Raw genomic sequence first — 17,268 nt, 5'->3', positions numbered from 1 at the left:
AACAAAGCGCCCCCGGAAATCCGGAGGCGCATGATATGGTTGATCGTGAAATATGCTTGATTATTGATGCTTGGAGATGATGTTCTTCAGGTTTTCTTTGGAATTCAGACCTACCACTTTATCAACCGGCTGGCCGTCTTTGAAGAAGATCAGGGTTGGAATACTCATCACACCGAAACGGGAAGCCGTTTCCGGATTTTCATCCACATTCAATTTGGCAATTTTCACGGAATCACCCATCTCATTGGAGAGGTCATCCAGAATTGGAGCGATCATTTTACAAGGACCACACCAAGGTGCCCAAAAGTCAACCAATACTGTACCTTGGCCTTCAATTTCAGCATTAAAGGATTGGTCAGTTACATTTACAATAGCCATAATATTTTTCCTCCTTATAAGAAAGCTGAATTTAATCAAACTGATATGTCTTTGCGGACAGTTTAAGTATAACACATTTTTTTTGTAAATGTGAAATCCTTAATTACAGATGGGTATAATCCTAACTAAATATTAAACGGATTTTGCCAAGCTTAAACCGGAACGATCCGTGCCTCTGAATCAACTACCGGATGCAGCGGAAAAAGCCGTTTAACTCTATAAAGTATTCACCATATATTCTTTACAAATTCTTTGGAAATTGGGTATACTAATGTTAACTCGGGTTTCTCTGTCAATGACTACGTTCATTTACATAAAGTGAAACCATCCTGAGGGAGGCATTGTGATTATGGATGCAAACGTGCACGCGAACGATCCAAGGAAACACGTGAACGAAGAGCCGCGCAATGACTTGATGGATCTGATGAATGGCTTTGGAGGCATGGCTTTGCTCATGACCCTTATTTTCGCAGTCATGGTCATCATCAAGTTTGTTATCTCCGGCTAACAAAAGCTCGAAAGAGCTCAACACAAAAAGCCTGTCCTTTCCGCCTGTCGGCAGAAGGTCAGGCTTTTTTCTATAGTTTTGGATGCATAAGGTTTACGCCCGGCTCCGCCGCTGGTTCTCACCATGGAGATGTACAATATCTACAAATGGGGAAATCCGGTCCATCAGCCGCTGCCCCTTGTGCATTTCCTCGCCGTCTTTGCTTGTAAAGCTGAGATGCTTCTCCAGTCCGCCAAAATCATAATTCGAAGTGTAGAAGGTCGGTTTACGGTTCATTCTGAAATTGAGGATAGCCCCAAGCACATGATCGCGAACCCAAGGACTTAAATTCTCGGCACCGAGATCATCAAAAATCAGCAGATCGCAGTTTTTCATCACTTCTACGGTATCTTTGAGCTTCTGGCTGTCTTGAATCATGGATTTCAGATCTTCCATGAATTCAGGCATATATACGATGACTCCTGTATAACCTGCAATCGCAAGCTCATGCAGCATATAGCTCATGAGGAATGTCTTGCCCGTCCCGAACGAACCGAACAAATACAATCCTCTAGGCGTAAGTCCATGCTCCTTCACTTCCCGGATATACCGGAATACCTGATTCACGGCAGGAGCACGATGCCGATCCTTACCCATAATCTCCACTTCATTATATCCTTCCTGCAGTGCACGCTCATCCACATAGAAACTGCGGATCCGCTTCCGGATCTGATCCTCGTTCTGCTTCGCAACCTGCAGGGAGCAAGGCGCCTTACGCTCCACTAATTCTAGCTGTCCGTTCAGCGCAGCCGTCTCCAGCTTGCTGTAATGCCCTTGAAAATCATTAGGGCATTTCTCAAGGCCCGGACAATTGCCGCAATTGCGCCGGTCATTCACATATTGGTACAAACGCGGCAGATTGGTACGCAGTTTCGCTTCATCAAGCTCCGGATGCTCTTCGCGAAGCTCTTTTACGATCGGATCACTGAGCAGCTCATCGAATATAGCCTGTGATCTTTTTAGAAATGATGGCCCCTTCATTTGCTTCAATACCTGACCTAATGACTCCAAGCCCGGTTCCTCCTTCCACAAGCATCATGCCTTTATTGCATTAAATTCCCTTTTTCTTGCTCGCTTGCATTTCAGCCGCCATCCGCAGCATTTCCTCGAATTCTTCCTCACTGACTGCGTCCATTGACCGATTTTCCTGTGCAATCGGAATTTCAGGTTTCATTCTCACGGGCTTGCTGCCGTATGTACGGGTTCTTCCTCCCCCGGAAGCGGCTGCCTGTTTCCCTTTAACCTTGGATTGATCACGTATATATTGAACGGCTTTCTCGTAACTATTCACCTGCTTCAGCAGCATATTGGAGGCAATAGCTTCCACAAAATTGCGGTTGATGCGCTGCTCGTTGCCGCCTGAAGTCAGAAGTGACATTAAATAATGGATGAGTACATTGATGACTTCGCCCGGCAGCTTGTAGCTGTGGTCGATTTTATCAAAAATATCAAAAAAGTTATCCGGAACGGAGCCCGGAAAAAAAGTTTTCAGCAGCTTCGTATAAGGCTCATTGCGCAGCATCATATTATACTGGTGGACATCGCACTTGGACTGGAACTGAACCGGAACATCCACATAGTATTCCATTTCAACGGCATGTTCCAGCGGTGCAGGGTCCTCCGAGGACGCCTCGCTTTGCCGGAAAGAAACCACTTTACCCGCATAGACCTCACGCTGCTCCTGCCGCCGTTTGTCCTGACGGAAATGCAAATTCGCTTTGCGCTGAAGCTCTTCGAGGGCAATGCCGCCATCTGCGGCAAATACCCCGTCTTCATCCAGCAGCCGGCATAAGTCCTGTACGCTAAGATCATACTTGTTTACTACATAATTGATGATGCCCATCTGCTCGTGATTAAAGCGAAGCTTCTCGACATGCATGCGATTGACCGAATCCTTCGGAAAACGCAGGATGATATCGGCATAATTCAGCTCGTCCTCATCTCCTGACACGCGCAGTCCAGGCTGCCTTGCGGTGGACACTTCGGAAAGTGCCTGCTCCAGTTCATAATCGATGACATGCGTATTCAGCTCGAAAATATCATAAAAGGCAAGCGAAATATTCTCTTTGTGGCCGGCTGTTGATTCCGAATATTCCTCCGGTTCTGTGGCCCACAGTTCCTCGCGAAGCGCCAATACGGCAAACTTGCCGATTTTATCCCGGAGAAGCAGCGTCAAATGCTGGGTATTGAAAAACTCGGCAGGTGACAAAGGCTGCTGGAGTTCGTATTCATAGATATAATCCTCATGCTCCGGCATATACATGCGGCAGGTTTGTAGCAGACCCACCGCTTCCAGAAGCGAGGCTTGTTCAATCAGAAATTTCCGGCCTTTCTCGCTGGGCTCCAGACCCAGGGTCAGAAACAGGCGGCGCTGCTGCTCGAGCGGCGAATACCCTAATTTTTCTATAGGAATCTGCTGAAACAGCAGATGATATAAACTGATAGCAAAGGCTCCGACCATGGGCTGGTAAATCGAGCTGAGCATTTTGCTGTCCAGGCTGCTTAAGCAAAAATCGCGATATACGCAATACCTGTGATTTTCAGTAAAATGCAGCAGACTCTTCATATGCATATTTTGGCTCCTCCCATCGTAACGTAGACTTTCTCTATTCTATCATAAAAGAAATCTCCGCTCCGATATATTTCGACGATTATTTTACCGCCAAATGAATCCAATCGGCCAAATCCTTGATCACAGCCCCGGGAACATTCGCGGCAATCCGGTACTCATCACCTGTCGAAGGCTGATCATAAAGGGCGTACATGTGATTCAGCCCAGGATAAGATTTATACTTCACATCCGTCCTTGTGTCAAGCGCCTGCTTCCATACCTTCAAGCTCGATAAAGGAACCTGCACATCATTTTCGCCTTGAAGGATCAGAAGGGGAACATGCTGGTTCCGTGCAATCATAGGACCGCTGTAGCGGCGGATATCATACCACCAGTAAGCGCTCGGCAATGGAAATAAGGCGGGTAAATGCTCCTTGGAATATTCATCATCATGAAGCATATCGACAGCATTCTGCCAGGTATCCACCTTTGCCTGTTTGCGCTCCAGTTCGGCACCTGTCTCATTGTTGTCTACGGCCCGTTTCAGGATCCCCTTGTACTGCTGAAGCATCAGATCTTCCAGCGAACCGGATGGAGCAGACAACAGCATCGCCCCGGCAATGGCACCATCATGATCCTCTCCCAGAATTTCCGGAACCAGCATGCCACCCTGACTATGCCCAAGCACGTATATCCGGCTGGAATCAATCCGCTCATCCTGCTGCAAAAGCTTGACCGCAGACAAGCTGTCCTCAATCGTTTCTTCCTGAACCGTAAAATAAGGCGTTAACGAGCGGATGGGATATTCATATGTCCGCTTGGAATATCGCAGAACAGCAATCCCCTCATTCGCGAGTCCGACTGCGATATCACGGAACATTTTACCGCCTCCTGATGATTCATCTTCATCACTCGGGCCTGACCCGTGAACTAAAACGACGGCTGGAAGTTTTCCAACGGATTGCTCAGGAATGGTCAGCGTACCCGGCAGCGGCAGGCTCTTCGTTCCGACCGTTACTTTTTCCTCTGCATATTGTTCAGGACGGTCGTAAGATGGAGAGGTATATGTATCGGAAGTGTTCCGCAGCAGGGCAAGATCATCCAATCTGCCGTCTTCGTCAAAACGCAGCTCCATCCGGAAGCTTTGCCCACGCGGCGTCTGGTAGATCAGAATGGCGTTTTTATGTACATCATTATCCTGGAAATCAGCTTTGAGCAGTATCCAAGAGCCATAAGTTTCATCCAGACTGTCTTTGTAATGTTCAAGCGCCTCATCCGGAAATAGATCCGCCAATGAAGCATTCATCATACTGCGTGCCTTGTCATAATCACCTAATTGCATGAGCCTCATCCAATACATGCCGAGGCCGGTGGTATCTTCTCTGCCCGGCATCCATTGTCCTTCACGGAACTCCATTTGAACTCCCAAGGCGCTATTGAAGGATTGCAGCGGTACGCAGACCATATTTTCCGCATTCATGCCTGCCGGTTGAACAAGAACAAATTCCTTTTCATTTAAAGCAGACAAGCTGCTGCCGAGGACAATCTCCCATTTCCGGCTGCCAAGCCTCACTTTCAATGCCCTTTCCTCCTTGATCCATTGCACACTTCCCCCAAGCGCCTCCGCGGCGGCACGCACCGGTATAACCTTCGCATCTCCTGAAGCCTTTATGCTTTTTCCAGGAAAAAATAAGCCCATCATGATGATCACCAGAAATATAAGGATACAAGATCTCCCCTTCAATACTCCTCCTCCTTCCATATCAAGCTTGTCATATTAGATATTACCTTCTATTTATATGAAGCAAAACAGCCCTCCTTCCGGAGAGCTGTCCATTGTTCTTTCCTAAAACATTTTAAATCCGCTCTGACGCAGCTTCTGAATGGACAATCCACTGAAAACAGCACCCACAAGACCTGCTACGCCCGTCAAATAATCTACGACACGGAAAGATTCCAAATGGCTGAGGAATGATACTTCGCCGCGGTCCCACAGCGAATATACCACAAGCGGCAAAATAATAACGACAAATAAATAAGAAGGAAACCATGTCGTCTTCATAAGCATATTTAAGATGAAGCCTATACCGAACATCATCACAAAAAATAAAACCATCAGCACTAACACAGGAATAAACTGCATCTGAACCTGTTCACCTCTTCTTCTCTCTGGCCAGCTCTTTTCCGTATGCGGCGGTAACCGTTCACATTTTTCGAAAATACAGGCAAGTATATAAAATGAAATAAAGCTTGTTTCGCCATCATCATCTATCCTGCTAATATAGGAAATGCTAGGCTTTTTCTTTAGTTCAATTTATGTAGTAAGTTTACTAGAAAATTTGTCACGAAGCAACGAACAATAATTGAATAGATTGTGACTTCATTTGCTCTTTCACTTGCGGTTAGATACAATATATAGAAGGTGTTTGAGATAGAATGTTCTGAAGCTGCATAACTTTAGATTATTCTATATAGCAACTAAATTTGGGAGTGATCGATAAAATGAACGAAGCAGCATCCACTTTAGAAGGCTGGTACGCTCTTCATGATTTTCGTTCCATCAACTGGACAGCCTGGAAATCTGCAGACGACGAAGAACGCGCAATGGCGCTTGATGAGCTGCAGGAGTTTTTGAAAGAATGGTCAGAGGTTGAATCGGCCAATCAAGGCAGTACCGCTGTGTACACCATCGTGGGACAAAAAGCCGACTTTATCATCATGCATCTGCGTGAAACGCTGGAAGAACTTAACGCGGTCGAAACCGCATTCAATAAAACCCTGTTTGCCCGCTTCACAACCAAATCTTACTCCTATGTAAGCGTGGTGGAGCTCAGCAACTATCTGGCAGGCTCGGGCGACGGCGACCCCATGGAAAATCCGCATGTCATTGCGCGTCTGAAACCGATTCTTCCAAAAACAAACTACATCTGCTTCTATCCGATGAACAAAAAGCGTGACCAAAATGATAACTGGTACATGCTCGATATGGAAGAGCGCCGCAACATGATGCGCAGCCACGGGCTGATCGGCCGCTCCTATGCAGGCAAAGTGAAGCAGATCATTACGGGCTCCGTTGGCTTCGACGACTGGGAATGGGGCGTTACGTTGTTCGCTGACGATGCGCTTCAGTTCAAGAAGCTTGTATACGAAATGCGTTTTGACGAAGTTAGTGCGCGTTTTGCCGAATTTGGAAGCTTCTTTGTAGGCACGCTGCTAAGCGCGGATTCCTTTGAAGAGATGCTGAAAGTTTAAAAGAAAAAGAAAAAGGAGCTGTCCCAATACACTGGGCGGCTCCTTTTTTAGTCTTATCCTGAGCAGTCAGGTTATTCCTCTTCCTGCTCTTGGTTCTTCAGGGACTCGAGAAACTCCGCTGTTGCACGGTCGCGGTCGCGGCTTTTCTCCTTCAATCTTTCAATGGCGGGCAGAATCAAAATATCAATTTCCTTCTGCACCGCATAAACCAGATCGTAGCGGCTCTGGTCTTCCAGATACCCTCCAACTTCCATCAACGCATTATAACGGTCCAGCTCATCCCTCGTCAAAAGTGAGCGTACCTGAACGCTGCAGTGGCGCATCTTACAGGAATTTCCCTTTTTTCAATACCAGCGGAATACCGCCAATAATGAAGAGATAGCGCATATCAACAAGTTTTTTCATCTGCGCAGCCTTCCAGCCCTTGATATGCTTGTCGCCCACGACGGCAATGCCTTCGCCTTTACCCAGGGAAGCAACTGTGCCTTTGTTGCTGTACACAAATTTTCTTGGCTGCTGGTTGCGGATGGCAGCCACAATGTTATGTGCACAACATACGCCCTGCTGCATAGCAATTTGGGCGGTCGGAGGATACGGCCGGCCTTCCGGATTAAAGACGAGGGCATTATCGCCAATGATATAGATATGATCATGACCCGGTGCATGCAAATATTCATCCACCTTCACACGTCCACGTGCCGTTTCAAAGCCTGCAGCTTCAATCATGTGATTGCCGCGGATTCCTCCGGTCCATACCACTGTAGCAGCTTTGATCTCTTCACCAGTAGCGAGCAGAACACCATCAGGTGTGCACTCCTGAATCGCCACACCAATTTTGAAGGTAACCCCTTTTCGCTCAAGCACTTCCATCGCATATTCCACAAGCTCGGGCGCAAAACCGGGAAGCGCAGACGGCGCCGCCTCTACGTTATAAATATTAACCAGGTTCGGATCCACATCATATTCTTTGCACAGCTCCGGAATACGATCCGCAAGCTCTGCCACAAATTCAATACCGCTAAAGCCGGCTCCGCCAACGACAAAGTTCAGGCGTTCCTGCGGATGTCTCTCATTTTTATATAGAGCAAACTGGTATTCAATATGCTTGCGGATCAGACGGACCGAGTTGATGCTGCGGATCGTCATCGCATAGTCAGCCAAGCCCGGGATACCAAAGCTCTCGGATTCGCCTCCAAGGGAGATCACAAGGTAATCATAAGAAAGAGTGCCGTCCTCCAGAATGACCTTTTTCTCATGAGGGCGGATTTCCTGAACGGAGGATTTAACCAGGTCAATTTTAAATTCATCAATCAGCTTCGAAATAGGAACACGTGTATTTTCAACGCTATCCGTGCCTGCGGCAGGCATATGCAAATGCGTCGTAATATAATGGTAATCATGACGGTTTACTAAAGTGACATCTGCTTCATTATAATTCAATTCCTTTTGAAGTCGCTGTGCTGTCAGAATACCTGCGTATCCCGCGCCAAGGATTACGATCTTGGGAATGTTGCTCATCATCTTGCTCCTTCCAAATCCTTCTTTATATATTTATATATTTTTTGTGATACATTACAAAACTTATTGTGAAAATATACACTTTTAAAATCAGGGTACATCCCGATCCTAACATGATATGAGATAGGATTCGCATCTATTCTGCCAGCTGTGGAAACTTTTATCAGCGGTCAATTATAAAAGTTAAATTTTCAGGGCTTAAATGTCTGAAATTCGACAAAAAGATGGTAATGCACAATTGAAATGATAGCTACTTTCAGCCAAAAGATCAAGTCTTATTTGGACCTGGTTTCCTCGTCCAAAGCCGGATTTCACGGGCAAATTTTAACTGTTGCAGCCGTTTTTGCACTCTCCTGTTTTCAAGACTTCTCTGACATGGAGCTTCCAGTAAACTTTTCAGCTGGAGCCGGGATATATTATAATGAAAAAGGTTATCAATTCTGATTATCAAGCTGGAGGTGCTTATATACAATGACATCACACTCAAATGATGTTGAAATATCCGACCTGCTCATCATTGGGGGAGGTCCCACTGGCATGTTTGCTTCCTTTTACTGCGGCATGCGTCAGGCGTCTGCTACGCTGATCGAGAGCATGCCCCAGCTCGGCGGGCAGCTTACCGCCCTATACCCGGAGAAATACATTTATGATGTAGCGGGTTTTCCAAAAGTGACTGCCCAGGAGCTTGTGGACAATCTGTCCAAGCAGATGGAACTATTCCAGACCAATGTACGCCTGGAAGAAAAGGTGACTTCTCTGACGAAGCAGGATGAGCGTCATTTCATCGTGACTACAGACAAGGGAGAATACCATTCCAGAGCTATTATTATTACGGCCGGTGTCGGCGCGTTTCAGCCCCGCCGCCTCGAAGTTGAAGGCGCAGAGAAATTCGAGAAATCGAACCTGCATTATTTTGTTAACGATTTGAACAAGTTTAAAGGCAGAAAGGTACTGATTACCGGCGGCGGCGACTCAGCCGTAGACTGGGCCCTCATGTTGGAGCCAATCGCCGAACAGGTAACGCTGGTTCACCGCCGCGATAAGTTCCGCGCTCATGAGCACAGTGTCGAAAACCTGATGAATTCCAAGGTTAACGTCGTTACACCAACGGAAATTACAAATCTGCACGGCGAGAATACGATTTCGAAAGTAACGCTCTCCCATGTGAAGACCAAAGAAACACAGGACATTGAAGTCGATGATGTGATCGTTAACTTTGGCTTCGTTTCTTCCCTTGGTCCAATTGCCGAGTGGGGCATCGAGATCGAATCGAATTCCATTCTCGTGGATTCCAGAATGGAAACCAATATTCCGGGTATATTTGCCGCAGGCGATATTACCACCTATCCAGGCAAGCTTAAGCTGATTGCCGTAGGCTTCGGCGAAGCGCCAACCGCTGTGAACAACGCAAAGGTGTACATTGATCCGGACGCAAAGCTCTCACCGGGACACAGCAGCAACATGAAGTTATGATGTATTCATAGATTGAACCACAAAAAAGGGTATCCTTGTTCAGGCTGCTGAAGCTTCGCAGTCAACAAAGGGTACCCTCATTTTTTAATGTCGGTTCTATGTATCTCGATAATAGATTCTACACCTCCATGACGCCTTCAGATGGGAAACCTAATCGCAACCTTCATAAGGAAATGATAACGATGGATGTGTAGCGGATTATTTTCTTAGTGAACGACGCTCGGCTGGACAGCCTCAAGATTCCGTTTATGAATCTCAGCCAAAAGCAGGGTTATGAAATCCCGGTCCAGCATTAATTCAACCGCTGCATGATAAGAATCCAGAAGCATTTCATCCGTCAAGATAGCCATTCCTTTCACATCCTTCCCTTTTTTTCCTCAAAACTATCATATCAAACATTCCCGAGCGGAACAAGCGTTCGCAGTATCCACAGGCACTTGTGGAAATCCTGTGTATAATTTGTTAGCAAGTGTCGTAATAGCTATTAAAATGCAGTGGATTTTGGGGATAAAAGTTATACACAGGAACGATTCACCATTGGATAAGCAGAAATATTTTTTCCTAACTCTTGTAAAAGTTAATGAATCTACCATTTATTACCCGGGTTATGGTTCACTAAACACCCTGAATCTTTAATTTTACTGGGGTCTAGTGTTGACTTCGAAAATCCATATTCTCCCACTATAATCCAGTCCGTAATCAAATCCGAGCTCGCCTATTCCAGGAAAATGGTTCTCAAGAATCGAGGTGCATTTGCGCGTGATATGACGCATCTCATTTCGCTTGGCTGCCGAAGAGATATGTGGAAGCGATCGGCGAAGCCCTTCTCTGCAGCTGAGCAGGTTTCCTCCTTTGCTAAGATTCGTTACGAAGAGGCCGCTTCTGGCAAGTCTCCCAACCATCGCTCTGAATTCCCACTGTGCTCCGTTCTTCACATATTTCACGCGGTAATCAATCGGACGGCCCTGAATCCGTGCCAGATGAATTCCCTGTTGAATCAGATATTTCCGTTTAACTTTAACCCGCAAAAGTGCGTTATACATATCCTGAAAGGATGCATAATGACTCATTTTAAAAGAATGGGTGATACTGTAACGTGATCCGTAATGGGTCACTTTAATTACGCCGTATCCGCCACCCCCAACAATCGGTTTGACGACAACAAATCTATAGGCTTCAAGCATCTCCTGAAGATTTCCTTTACTCAGTCCTCTTGTATGCGGTATATAAGGGGCCACTTCGGGATCTGTCAGCAGCGCTTCCGTTTTCAGCCACTTGCTTGCCAGCTGTCTTCCCCCCACTGCTACCGCCTCCTTTCTTACTCATATGCTTTTAACATACTCGCAAGGCGAAGTTATCTCCTGTATGTTTGTACATAACCAGCGTATCGGCTGCGAAAAACGGGTAAATGCGGAGTAAATTGGTCAGAATGTTGACATAATAGTTCTATTGGCGTCTATGACTTTATCAGATATAATGGGATTTGAATGTTACAAAGGGAGGAAACTTGACCGTGGCTGAATTTTTTAAAATATTGTATTGGATCGCTATTGTTGGCATGTCTATATCGCTGGCTGCCGTAACGATTGGAATTTTCGCCATTGGATTTAAATTTATTAAAGATAAACGCAAGGGACTGGGTACCGGCTGCATCGTGTTTTCCCTGCTTGCAGCAGCTATGATCGTCTTCATGGTCAACCATACCTTCATTGTTCCAGCTTCCTAATGGCATATGGACAAAGCAAAAGGCTCACATCCGGCTTCATGGGAAGCGGTGTGAGCCTTTTTAGTATGGCTAGCGTTCCGGAGTGATCAGCACTCTTCGGGCGCCGGCTTACCAGCCTGAGCTGCTGTACGGAAAGAAGCTCCGCAGCCGCATGTTGCCGTAGCATTCGGATTACTCATCGTAAATCCGCCACTCATGCCAGCATCCTCAAAATCAATCTCAAGTCCGTTGATGAGGGGTAAGCTTTGCTTATCCACAACAACCTTCAGATCGTTTACATCCATATATACGTCGTTCTCCGATTCTTCATCGTCAAAACCCATGGCGTAGGAAAAACCGCTGCAGCCGCCCTCCTGTACACCCAGACGAAGGAACATGTTCGGAATCTCCTGCTCAGTGAGCATTTCTTTAAGCTTATCGGAAGCGGAATCGCTAATGTTAATCATAGGTCACCCTCCTTATGTTACTATCATCAGTATACTCCACAAATCTTATCCTCTCAAGTAACTGCTGCCCGTCATACTCATAGGTGCAGACCTTTTTTTTCCTGTCTACCGTATTGCGGAGCCCGAATGTGCGGTTTATAATAGGGTGGGTGATAAGGGAAAGGCATTTGTCGGAATTTTGTCACCTGCTTGACGATGGTCTGTCATAATTTTTTGTAACTTTTTTCACAAAAGTGTTGAATTTTCTAAGCAACAGGCATGCAGACCTGCCGCCTATATTTAACCGGCCTATGCTCTTTCGGAGCGCATTAACAAGCCGTTATTCTAGACTTGATTGAATGAAGCCGGACACCTTCCGACGCGCGGATTTTTTTTGTGTTTTTTTACTTAAACCGCATCCCATCAAAAGTACAGGAGGAATGGATATGTCCATGATCGTAACATCTAATACCAACAAGAGAATGGAAGAAATCGCTGAAAAAGTTCGCCACGGGGAGCGTCTAAACCTCGAAGACGGTGTATTTCTTTATGAAACGGATGATTTGCTGACTCTGGGGCAGCTGGCTAATGAAGTCAATCTGCGCAAAAACGGCAAAAAGGTCTATTTCATTGAAAATATGAGCCTGTACTTCACCAATGTTTGCGAAGCAAGATGCGCATTCTGCAACTTTAGAAAAGACCTTGGTGATGATGGTTCCTACACCCTGACCGGACAGGAAATGGTTGAATACGTTGAGCAGCACATCCATCCGGGTGTACGCGAATTCCATATTGTCGGCGGGCATAATAATCATATGCCATTCCAATATTATGTAGATTCGCTGCAGGCGCTGACGGACCGCTTCCCTGATGTTACACTGAAGGCGTATACGGCAGCGGAAATCGAATTCTACACCCGGATCAGCGGACTAAGCACTGAGGAAGTGCTTAAAGAGCTGCAAAAAGCAGGTCTGAAGTCGCTGACTGGTGGTGGTGCGGAGATTCTGTCCGACCAATACCGCCAGAAAATGAAGGTGGACAAAGCGAACGTGGAGCAGTATCTCGACGTTCACAGAACAGCTCACAAGCTTGGCATGAAGACTCATACAACCATGCTGTACGGCTCTATTGAATCGCATGAGGATCGTATCCGCCATATGATGCAGATCCGTGATCTTCAGGATGAAACAAACGGCTTCCTGGTATTCATTCCACTCTCCATGCAGCCAAGAAACAAGAATGCGGGCATTATGCGCCGAAACTCTGCATACGAGGATTTGAAGACCATTGCCATCAGCCGTCTGATGCTTGATAATTTCGATCACATCAAAGCGTACTTTATCAACATCGGTGCCCAGCTGACCCAGGTCTCCCTCTCCTTCGGTGCTTCCGATGTTCACGGCACGATTCTTAAGGAACGTATCAGTCACGCGGCTGGAGCCCTTACACCAGAAGGTTTGACACGTGATGAGCTGATCTGGCTTGTCAAAGGCGCAGGACGAATTCCGGTTGAACGGGATACATTCTACAATGAAATCAAAGTATATGAGTAAGCACTGAGATTAGGCACGCCACATTCAGAATTCAGCACAAGGTACTCATTTCCAACTGGGAATTTATCACAAGCAATCATTAAAAGCTGATGTAAAGAAAGGAAAGACGGACCCAATGAGAAAATTTGTCATTCTAGGTGGAGGCTATGGCGGTCTCGCCATGATTCAAGGTCTGATCAGCAGCCACCTGCCGCCTGATATTGAACTGGTGCTGGTGGACCGGATGCCATTTCAGGGCATAAAAACGGAATACTACGCACTTGCAGCGGGGACGGCTTCGGATTTTGATTTGCGGATCCAGTTTCCAGTCCATAACCAGCTGACTAAACGTTATGGCGAAGTGACTTCCATTGATCTGGAAAAGAACCTGATCCATATGGAGCAGGACGAACCCATCGAATATGATTATCTCGTTATTGCACTGGGTTGTACGGACCGCTATCACGGAATTCCAGGCGCAGAGCAGTACACAAACAGCATTCAGACCTTTTCCAGCACCAGAGAGACGTATCATCGCCTGAATGATATCAAGCCTTATGGGCAGGTCCATATTATCGGCGGCGGTCTAAGCGGTGTTGAAACGGCAGCTGAGCTTCGCGAGAGCCGTCCCGATCTGAATATTACCATTCTGGACCGGGGCAGCCGTGTGTTATCCGCTTTCCCGTCAACCGTATCTGCATATGTCGAACAGTGGTTCCGGGATCATGATGTCATCACCAGACCCCATATCTCCGTTTCCCGTGTCGAGGAAGGCATCGTGTATAATGCGGATGAACCCATTTATACGGACACCACCGTTTGGACTGGCGGAATCCAGCCTGTGAAGGTGGTTCAGGATTTACCGGTACCCAAAGATCCGGGAGGCCGGATTCTTGTGAACTCGTATTCGCAAATTCCGGATCATCCTGAATTATACGTTGTTGGTGACTGTGCAAGCATCCCATTCGCTCCAAGCGCACAGGCTGCGGGAGCACAGGCCGAGCAGGTGGCAGAAATTCTGCATGCTCTCTGGCGCGGCGACACACCAAAACTTCATAAGATCCGCCTGAAAGGCACACTCGGCTCACTCGGCAGCAAAGCCGGTTTCGGACTGATGGGGAAAACCTCCGTAAAAGGAAGAGTACCCCGTCTCTTGAAGAGCGGAGTACTCTGGTTATCCAGACGCCATTTCGGCTAATCCAGCTCGAGGCTGTCCCAGGCCTCGAGTTCTTTTATTTTTGCCATAATGGCCTGATACAGCTCGTCCGCACTATCGGCATCGATAATTTCACCGTTTACCATTGCAAATGGCATCATGGCGCATTGCCCGCAGTTGCTTAAACAGCCGTATTCTATAACATCATAATCCGGATTCTCTTCCAGATTGTCCATGACTTCATCGGTACCAAAATGCATGTTGTTCGTGCAAAATTCGATGATGGGTCTCACTTGGTAATCACCTGCTTCATATGAATTCATAAAATGAAGGACTAATCTTAGTTTAGCGGTGGTTGCAGATAATTTCAATGTTTACGATGCCTCTGAGAAGATATAGCCATTTTATTTTATCTCCATTTGTAATATAATAATCATTATAGGAAAGGAGTTGAAACTAATGAGCGAAAACGCACAAAGCACCATGTATGATGATGTAGCAGAAGTGCTGGATAAGCTTCGTCCGTTCCTTCAGCGCGATGGCGGTGACGTGGAACTGGTTGACGTTGAAGACGGCATCGTGAAATTGAAATTGATGGGTGCCTGCGGCAGTTGCCCAAGCTCCACTATTACACTCAAAGCCGGGATTGAACGGGCCCTCGTTGAAGAGGTTGAAGGCATCAACGATGTTATCCAAGTATTCTAATCCCATTCAATAACCTGCAATACACAAGAGACCTGCACTTCGTTATGAAGCGCAGGTCTCTTTTTTGGTGTTTCCTATGATTTGGGGTTCGCCGGTTCAATCCATGGACGGATGGGATCCAAACCGCCCGAGATATCCATAATATTCCCCGTAATAAAATCCGATTCATGCAGACATAAATATCGTATCACCCTGGCGATATCTTCCCCGCTCCCAGGCCTTCCTCGTGGCGTCTCCCGATCCACTAAGCCAGAAACCTCGGCAATCGATTTTTCCTTGTTGTCCCCGCGGATATCGCCGGGACAGACCATGTTAACGGTGACACCGAAAGGAGCCTCCTCCACCGCCAATGTTTTTGTAAAAGACACAAGCCCTGTTTTGGCAGCAGCATAGACTGCTCGATGCGGCCAGGCTCTGGCTTCTGCTGCATGGCCGTATCCGAAATGGATGATTCGCCCCCACTTTTTATGACGCATAGCAGGCAGCACCAGATGATCCAGCAGCATCGTGCCTACCAGATTTCCCTGAATCAGCGACAGAATTTCCTCCTTCGTGTATTCGGAGAATAATCTCCGTTCACGAATAAAAGGGCCCGCATTATTCACTACGATATCCGCACTACCGAGCCGGGATTCCACCTGTCGTACCAGTTCTTCAATCTGGGCCGCATCGGAGATATCTGCCTGAACAGCGATGCAGCGGACTCCAAGCTCCTGGATCCTTTGCTTGAGCTCTTCCGCCTCCTCCTGACTGTGAACATAATTGAGTGCGATATCGCAGCCCTGCTCTGCCAGCGTAAGCGCGGTCGTTTTCCCGAGACCCTTCGCGCTTCCCGTTATAAGAGCTACTTTGTCCTTCAACATGATTCCTCCTCTCCAACCGGATGCCTTATTTTCCGTATATTCCCCAATCCATTTATATGCCAAAATCATTCATTCATATGTAGTCCCACATTTTCTAGTATAAAAGATTTATTTGAGCCCCACAACTTGCATCCCCTCTGGCTTCAAGGTATTGCCTGCTTTCATGCAAAAAAGATCCACGGGCAATAACGCCCGCGGATCTTTTTATAAACATACGTGATAATGCATGTTGCTTAAAACGCCGGAATAACAGCGCCTTTGTATTGATCTTCAATGAATTTTTTCACATCGTCAGAGGTCAGGGCAGCAGCCAGCTTCTTAATGGCATCCGAATCCTTGTTATCCGGACGAGCAACCAGGATGTTGGCATAAGGGTTATCCTTGCCTTCCATGAACAATGCATCCTTTAGAGGGTCAATGCCAGCATCAAGAGCATAGTTCGTGTTGATTACAGCCAGATCGAATTCGGACAATTGACGCGGCAGCATCGCAGCATCGGATTCTTTGATTTTAATGTTTTTCGGATTTTCGATGATGTCACTAACTGTAGCTTGGATCATGTTATCTTCTTTCAGTTTGATAAGGCCATTTTGAGCAAGCAGGCTCAGCGCACGTCCGCCGTTTGTTTTGTCGTTCGGAATACCGACAACAGCGCCATTGGGAAGCTCATCAACCGATTTATGCTTTTTGGAGTAAGCTCCCAGCGGTTCCACGTGAACGGCTACTACAGGCACCAGATCCATTTTACGGGTGCTGTTCTCATCATCCAGGTAAGGTTTATGCTGGAAGAAGTTCGCATCAAGCTGCTTCTGGAATGTCTGTACATTTGGCTGTACGTAATCGGAGAACTCTTTAATTTCAAGCTTCACGCCTTCTTTTTCAAGTGCGGGCTGGATATGCTTCAGAATTTCCGCATGTGGTACAGCCGTTGCTCCGACCGTCAATGTTACTGTTTTAGCTTCCGTACCTTTGTCTCCACCGGCAGCAGGCTTTTCGTCAGCATTTTTATTACCGCATGCAGCCAGTGCCACCACCAGAACCAAGCTAAGCAAAGCAAACAATCCTTTTTTCATTGTAAATCCCCCTTAAGTTTATCTTTTTAATATGATTTATTCGCGGAAAGCCTCCCGCATGTGTTTTTC

20 protein-coding genes are annotated in these 17,268 nt (G+C 46.7%); 7 read left to right on the top strand and 13 right to left on the bottom strand.

Annotated elements, in window-relative coordinates:
• Nucleotides 1-60 precede the first annotated feature (60 nt).
• Nucleotides 61-378, bottom strand: coding sequence for a thioredoxin (gene trxA, locus KJS65_RS24885; RefSeq protein ID WP_136608436.1), 318 nt, complete (start codon nucleotides 376-378; stop codon nucleotides 61-63).
• A gap of 349 nt (nucleotides 379-727) precedes the next feature.
• Between trxA and KJS65_RS24880 the strand changes: the two genes are divergently transcribed.
• Nucleotides 728-886 carry a YqzM family protein gene (locus KJS65_RS24880; protein ID WP_127605276.1) on the top strand — a complete coding sequence of 53 codons (159 nt, stop codon included), beginning with the start codon at nucleotides 728-730 and terminating at the stop codon, nucleotides 884-886.
• Nucleotides 887-979: 93 nt separating this feature from the next.
• Here the strand turns inward: KJS65_RS24880 and dnaI are convergent, their stop codons facing one another.
• The 4 genes from dnaI to KJS65_RS24860 form a co-directional block, all read right to left on the bottom strand.
• On the bottom strand, nucleotides 980-1,936 hold the full coding sequence (dnaI, locus tag KJS65_RS24875; RefSeq protein ID WP_213652514.1) for a primosomal protein DnaI: 957 nt from the start codon (nucleotides 1,934-1,936) through the stop codon (nucleotides 980-982).
• A 40-nt stretch (nucleotides 1,937-1,976) separates the two neighbouring features.
• A complete protein-coding gene (locus KJS65_RS24870; RefSeq protein WP_213652513.1) occupies nucleotides 1,977-3,497 on the bottom strand; it encodes a replication initiation and membrane attachment family protein in 1,521 nt (506 codons plus the stop codon).
• A gap of 79 nt (nucleotides 3,498-3,576) precedes the next feature.
• Complete coding sequence (locus tag KJS65_RS24865; protein WP_213652512.1) at nucleotides 3,577-5,220, bottom strand: alpha/beta hydrolase family protein; 1,644 nt, start codon at nucleotides 5,218-5,220, stop codon at nucleotides 3,577-3,579.
• Nucleotides 5,221-5,322: 102 nt separating this feature from the next.
• The gene (locus tag KJS65_RS24860; protein ID WP_136608440.1) at nucleotides 5,323-5,619 is read right to left on the bottom strand and encodes a YuiB family protein; all 297 of its coding nucleotides are present in this window, start codon (nucleotides 5,617-5,619) and stop codon (nucleotides 5,323-5,325) included.
• Nucleotides 5,620-5,978: 359 nt separating this feature from the next.
• On the opposite strand from KJS65_RS24860, the gene hemQ reads away from it, so the two are divergent.
• Entirely contained in the window at nucleotides 5,979-6,728 is a 750-nt protein-coding gene (hemQ, locus tag KJS65_RS24855; protein WP_136608441.1) for a hydrogen peroxide-dependent heme synthase, read from the top strand.
• A 71-nt stretch (nucleotides 6,729-6,799) separates the two neighbouring features.
• On the opposite strand, the gene KJS65_RS24850 is transcribed toward hemQ, so the two are convergent.
• Together KJS65_RS24850 and KJS65_RS24845 are read right to left on the bottom strand one after the other, a co-directional pair.
• Complete coding sequence (locus tag KJS65_RS24850; protein WP_136608442.1) at nucleotides 6,800-7,051, bottom strand: hypothetical protein; 252 nt, start codon at nucleotides 7,049-7,051, stop codon at nucleotides 6,800-6,802.
• 1 nt (nucleotide 7,052) lies between these two features.
• On the bottom strand, nucleotides 7,053-8,246 hold the full coding sequence (locus KJS65_RS24845; RefSeq protein WP_213652710.1) for an NAD(P)/FAD-dependent oxidoreductase: 1,194 nt from the start codon (nucleotides 8,244-8,246) through the stop codon (nucleotides 7,053-7,055).
• A gap of 471 nt (nucleotides 8,247-8,717) precedes the next feature.
• Between KJS65_RS24845 and KJS65_RS24840 the strand changes: the two genes are divergently transcribed.
• Nucleotides 8,718-9,719, top strand: coding sequence for an NAD(P)/FAD-dependent oxidoreductase (locus tag KJS65_RS24840; RefSeq protein ID WP_213652511.1), 1,002 nt, complete (start codon nucleotides 8,718-8,720; stop codon nucleotides 9,717-9,719).
• Nucleotides 9,720-9,925: 206 nt separating this feature from the next.
• Here KJS65_RS24840 and sda read toward each other — a convergent pair whose 3' ends face one another.
• Nucleotides 9,926-10,069, bottom strand: a complete 144-nt coding sequence (sda, locus tag KJS65_RS24835; protein WP_136608445.1) for a sporulation histidine kinase inhibitor Sda — start codon at nucleotides 10,067-10,069, stop codon at nucleotides 9,926-9,928.
• 288 nt (nucleotides 10,070-10,357) lie between these two features.
• Nucleotides 10,358-11,020, bottom strand: a complete 663-nt coding sequence (locus tag KJS65_RS24830) for a YheC/YheD family protein (RefSeq protein ID WP_213652510.1) — start codon at nucleotides 11,018-11,020, stop codon at nucleotides 10,358-10,360.
• A gap of 212 nt (nucleotides 11,021-11,232) precedes the next feature.
• Here KJS65_RS24830 and KJS65_RS24825 point away from each other — a divergent pair, with 212 nt between their 5' ends.
• Complete coding sequence (locus tag KJS65_RS24825) at nucleotides 11,233-11,445, top strand: hypothetical protein (RefSeq protein WP_213652509.1); 213 nt, start codon at nucleotides 11,233-11,235, stop codon at nucleotides 11,443-11,445.
• Nucleotides 11,446-11,531: 86 nt separating this feature from the next.
• Here the strand turns inward: KJS65_RS24825 and KJS65_RS24820 are convergent, their stop codons facing one another.
• Complete coding sequence (locus tag KJS65_RS24820; protein WP_136608448.1) at nucleotides 11,532-11,891, bottom strand: HesB/IscA family protein; 360 nt, start codon at nucleotides 11,889-11,891, stop codon at nucleotides 11,532-11,534.
• Nucleotides 11,892-12,316: 425 nt separating this feature from the next.
• Between KJS65_RS24820 and mqnE the strand changes: the two genes are divergently transcribed.
• Together mqnE and KJS65_RS24810 are read left to right on the top strand one after the other, a co-directional pair.
• Nucleotides 12,317-13,423 (top strand): aminofutalosine synthase MqnE, encoded by a 1,107-nt coding sequence (gene mqnE / locus KJS65_RS24815; RefSeq protein WP_136608449.1) that lies wholly within the window; start codon nucleotides 12,317-12,319, stop codon nucleotides 13,421-13,423.
• A gap of 115 nt (nucleotides 13,424-13,538) precedes the next feature.
• Nucleotides 13,539-14,600 (top strand): NAD(P)/FAD-dependent oxidoreductase, encoded by a 1,062-nt coding sequence (locus tag KJS65_RS24810; RefSeq protein WP_213652508.1) that lies wholly within the window; start codon nucleotides 13,539-13,541, stop codon nucleotides 14,598-14,600.
• Here KJS65_RS24810 and KJS65_RS24805 read toward each other — a convergent pair.
• On the bottom strand, nucleotides 14,597-14,881 hold the full coding sequence (locus KJS65_RS24805) for a YuzB family protein (RefSeq protein ID WP_136608451.1): 285 nt from the start codon (nucleotides 14,879-14,881) through the stop codon (nucleotides 14,597-14,599). The genes KJS65_RS24810 and KJS65_RS24805 overlap by 4 nt on opposite strands.
• A 136-nt stretch (nucleotides 14,882-15,017) precedes the next feature.
• Here KJS65_RS24805 and KJS65_RS24800 point away from each other — a divergent pair, with 136 nt between their 5' ends.
• The gene (locus KJS65_RS24800) at nucleotides 15,018-15,263 is read left to right on the top strand and encodes a NifU family protein (protein ID WP_094599257.1); all 246 of its coding nucleotides are present in this window, start codon (nucleotides 15,018-15,020) and stop codon (nucleotides 15,261-15,263) included.
• Between the two features lie 74 nt (nucleotides 15,264-15,337).
• Here KJS65_RS24800 and KJS65_RS24795 read toward each other — a convergent pair whose 3' ends face one another.
• Complete coding sequence (locus KJS65_RS24795; protein WP_213652709.1) at nucleotides 15,338-16,123, bottom strand: SDR family oxidoreductase; 786 nt, start codon at nucleotides 16,121-16,123, stop codon at nucleotides 15,338-15,340.
• A gap of 236 nt (nucleotides 16,124-16,359) precedes the next feature.
• A complete protein-coding gene (locus tag KJS65_RS24790; protein ID WP_213652507.1) occupies nucleotides 16,360-17,199 on the bottom strand; it encodes a MetQ/NlpA family ABC transporter substrate-binding protein in 840 nt (279 codons plus the stop codon).
• Between the last annotated feature and the right edge of the window lie 69 nt (nucleotides 17,200-17,268).

The sequence above is a fragment of the Paenibacillus sp. J23TS9 genome (assembly GCF_018403225.1).
Classification (GTDB): domain Bacteria; phylum Bacillota; class Bacilli; order Paenibacillales; family Paenibacillaceae; genus Paenibacillus_AQ.
This window is presented reverse-complemented; position numbering and strand designations above follow the sequence as displayed.